Annotated in this window: 2 protein-coding genes and 1 pseudogene; 2 read left to right on the top strand and 1 reads right to left on the bottom strand. The window is 66.9% G+C overall.

The genetic code is table 11. The features are described from left to right. Together AC1DYI_RS30500 and AC1DYI_RS30505 are read left to right on the top strand one after the other, a co-directional pair. A pseudogene (locus AC1DYI_RS30500) lies at positions 1 to 79 on the top strand (DNA-3-methyladenine glycosylase); the annotation flags it as partial. 359 nt (positions 80 to 438) lie between these two features. Further along, positions 439 to 1,545 carry a hypothetical protein gene (locus AC1DYI_RS30505; RefSeq protein ID WP_477207866.1) on the top strand — a complete coding sequence of 369 codons (1,107 nt, stop codon included), beginning with the start codon at positions 439 to 441 and terminating at the stop codon, positions 1,543 to 1,545. Positions 1,546 to 1,646: 101 nt separating this feature from the next. Here AC1DYI_RS30505 and cobA read toward each other — a convergent pair whose 3' ends face one another. Continuing rightward, the gene (gene cobA / locus AC1DYI_RS30510; protein ID WP_477207867.1) at positions 1,647 to 3,092 is read right to left on the bottom strand and encodes a uroporphyrinogen-III C-methyltransferase; all 1,446 of its coding nucleotides are present in this window, start codon (positions 3,090 to 3,092) and stop codon (positions 1,647 to 1,649) included. Positions 3,093 to 3,221 lie beyond the last annotated feature (129 nt).

Raw genomic sequence — 3,221 nt, forward strand, 5'->3', positions numbered from 1 at the left:
CATCGGCATCTCCAAGGCGCAAGACCGACCTTGGCGATTCGGTCTTGCCGGATCGCCCTTTGTCAGTCGGCGCTTCTGAGGTGCCGGCTGACCCTTCTATTTGGCTGCGAACGGGCCTTGGCCTCGCTTCCGGGCACAGGGATTTCGGTGGGCAACGCGACGCGGCGATTCTACGATTCGGCCGTTCACTGATCTGTACCGTTACATGACGCTGCAAATGCTCGTCCTCAATCGAATCTCCTTGAACTCCAGCTGGGCACGCTTGGCTTCTTCGGGGCATCAACCGAGAACAAATGCGCATAACCCGTTAGATACGCAGCCTCCAAACCGGCGTCCATCGATTCATGGGATGTGGCCATGCCGGCAGGTGACCTACGCTCGGCCGTCTCGCGAATCTATGTGAACACCGGCGCGAGGCTTTACCACAGGAGAAGGAAGATGAAGCCAAGTCATGAATGGACGAACCCATTGTGGTCAATCGGCCGCGCGGGCCGACAGTGCTTTGTCGTGCTGGGCGTGCTCGGCATGGCCCATCAGGCGACCGCCAGCCCGGTCTACAAGTGCGAACGGCTGAAAGAAAGCGACCGGGCCCACGGCCACTACTACGCCAGCGCGATCAACGATGCAGGCGAGATCGTCGGCGATGCCATGAGCTACCTGGCGATCAAGTGGAGCGAGCGTCAAGCGCAGGTTCTGGAGAAAGAGACTTTCGCGATGGGCACCCGTGTCAACGCGATCAACAACACAGGTGTCGCCGTGGGCACCTCGGTCATCGACGGGCCGCACCCGGAGGGGCCGATTGCCTTCAAGTGGCAAGCCGACGGCTCGCTCGAGCGACTGGCGCAGTACGGTGAGGAACGCACCTTCGCCAATGACATCAACGACCTCGGCGTCGTGGTCGGTTCGGTGTATGCGGACGAGTTGTCGCAGGCGACCCTCTGGAACGGCTCGAAGCGGACTGCGCTGCCGGCGCTCGAAGCGGGCAAGTCGGCCTACGCGAACCAGCTGAACAACCGCGACGTGGTGGTAGGCGTCGCGACGAAGACCGTCGACGGGCTGGAAGTCGAGCGTGCAGTTCGCTGGCACAAGGGCAAGGCGCGCGATCTTGGAGCGCTGCAGGGCATGAATTCGTCCCAGGCCTATTCGGTCAACGACTCGGGATTGATCGTGGGCAGCAGCTGGAACTCGGGGGCCTCGGGTTCGCCCACTCCCGTCGCCTGGGTGGGCGGCGTCATCCAGGCGATGGACAAAGGTGACGGCAGCCACGGGTACGCCGTCGGCGTCAATCGAGGCGGTGAAGTCATCGGCTACACGGCCGCGCTGGGGCCGGCCTACTGGGCCGACGTGAACGCGGCGCCGCTGAAGATCGCCGACCTGATATCGGCCGACAAACCCTGCCGCGGACCGGATGGCCAGGCCGTTGACCTGCAAGGGGTGGACGGCATCAATGCGCGCGGTGCCATGGCAGCCACCGGCTTTTGGCTGGATGCGAACGGCTCGACGGAGTCCGGTGGCTTTCGCCTCGTGCCGTTGAAGACCCGCTGAAGACTCGTTGAAGCTTGCGGACGTGGCGAGCGCCGCGTCCGCCGGGTCGCAGTGCTGCGACGCTCCTGACGAGATGGAACCAGGCACAACGCAGCGCTTCTTCACCACCCGTCGGTGAAGACCATCGTGCTCAGCGGGCGGCCTTGGCGCCAGCCCTCGATTTCGAGCATGGGCGAGTCGTAGAACCGGTCGACGGGACCGAGGCACAAGATGCCCACGGGTTCCGCGCCGGCGGGCATGCCAAGCGTTTCGGCAAGCGCGGCCGGTTCGAACATCGAGACCCAGCCCATGCCGAGGTTCTCGGCGCGCGCGGCAAGCCACAGGTTCTGGACGCTGCAGGCCAGCGAGCAGAGCGCCATGTCGCGCGGCATGGTGCGTCGCCCAAACACCGTGCCGTCTTCGGGGGCCAGCGTGGCCACCAGCAGCTCGGCGCATTCGCGAACGCCGTCCACCTTGAGCCGAATGAATTCATCGGCGCGGTCTTCGAGTTCGATGGCGGTGGCCGCGCGCTCCTGGTCGACCAGTGTCGCGATGCGCGCCCGCAGGCTGGCATCCATCACGCGCACGTAGCGCCAAGGCTGCATCAGGCCGACGGAAGGCGCGCGGTGCGCCGCATTCAGCAGCCGCTGCAAGACGTCGTCAGCGACCTGGCCTCCGGCGGTGAAATGGCGCATGTCGCGCCGCGCTTCGATCAGCCGATAGAAGCTGGCACGCTCGGCGGCTGAAAAGCGGTGCGCACGGCCGGCGGTGTCCGCATGACCGGGCGACTCGCCCGCGGCGTGCYCCGGCCGGTAGTGCGGGCTGAGGCGCACGGTCTGCCCGATGATCAGCAGGCCCGGACGTGGCCCGTGCGTCGGCGCCAGCCGTGCCAGCGCGGCGAGGCCAGTCGCCAGCACTTCTTCGGTGTCGCGTGTGCCGTCGCGCACGATGGCGGCCGGCGTGTCTTCGGGCAGCCCGTGCGCGATGAGCTGCGCCGCGATGCGGGCGACGCGCTCGACGCCCATGTAGAACACCAGCGTCTGCGCGGGCCGCGCCAGCGCTGGCCAGTCGAGGTCGGCGCTGCCATCGGCCAGGTGGCCCGGAAGAAAAGTGCAGGTGTTGGCGAGTTCGCGGTGTGTCAACGGGATGCCGGCCGCGGCCGCGCATCCGTTGGCGGCGCTGATGCCGGGCACCACTTCGAAGGCGATGCCCGCGGCCTGCAGCGCCTGCACCTCTTCACCACCGCGACCGAACACATGCGGGTCGCCGCCCTTCAGGCGCACCACGCGCCGCCCGGCGCGCGCATGCTCGATCAGGACGGCGTGGATCTGCGCCTGCGGCATCACATGGTGGCCCGACGCCTTGCCCACGTAGACGCGCAACGCCGCCGCCGGCACGAGCGCCATCACGTCGTCACCGACCAAGCGATCGTGCACGACCACGTCGGCCCGCTGAAGGCGATCGAGCGCACGCAGGCTCAGCAGATCGGCTGGGCCCGGGCCGGCGCCGACGATGTAGACCATGCCCGGCCGGCTGTCCGGCGACGTGACGGGCTCTACCGCTGTCATTCCGACTGGCAAGGCTCGTCGGCTTCCATGCCGGGCCCGCGATGGAACACGAGGTCTTCGACAACGCGGCCACCGACGAAGTGCTGTTCGATGATGCGGTCCATGTTCTCAGGCGTGACGTCGTAGTAC

It is taken from the genome of Ideonella sp. P3_A4 (genome assembly GCF_056403075.1).

What these genes read in the sequence shown, in the direction of transcription:
- AC1DYI_RS30505 (WP_477207866.1), top strand. Translation starts at nt 439, where the DNA reads ATGAAGCCAAGTCATGAATGGACGAACCCATTGTGGTCAATCGGCCGC.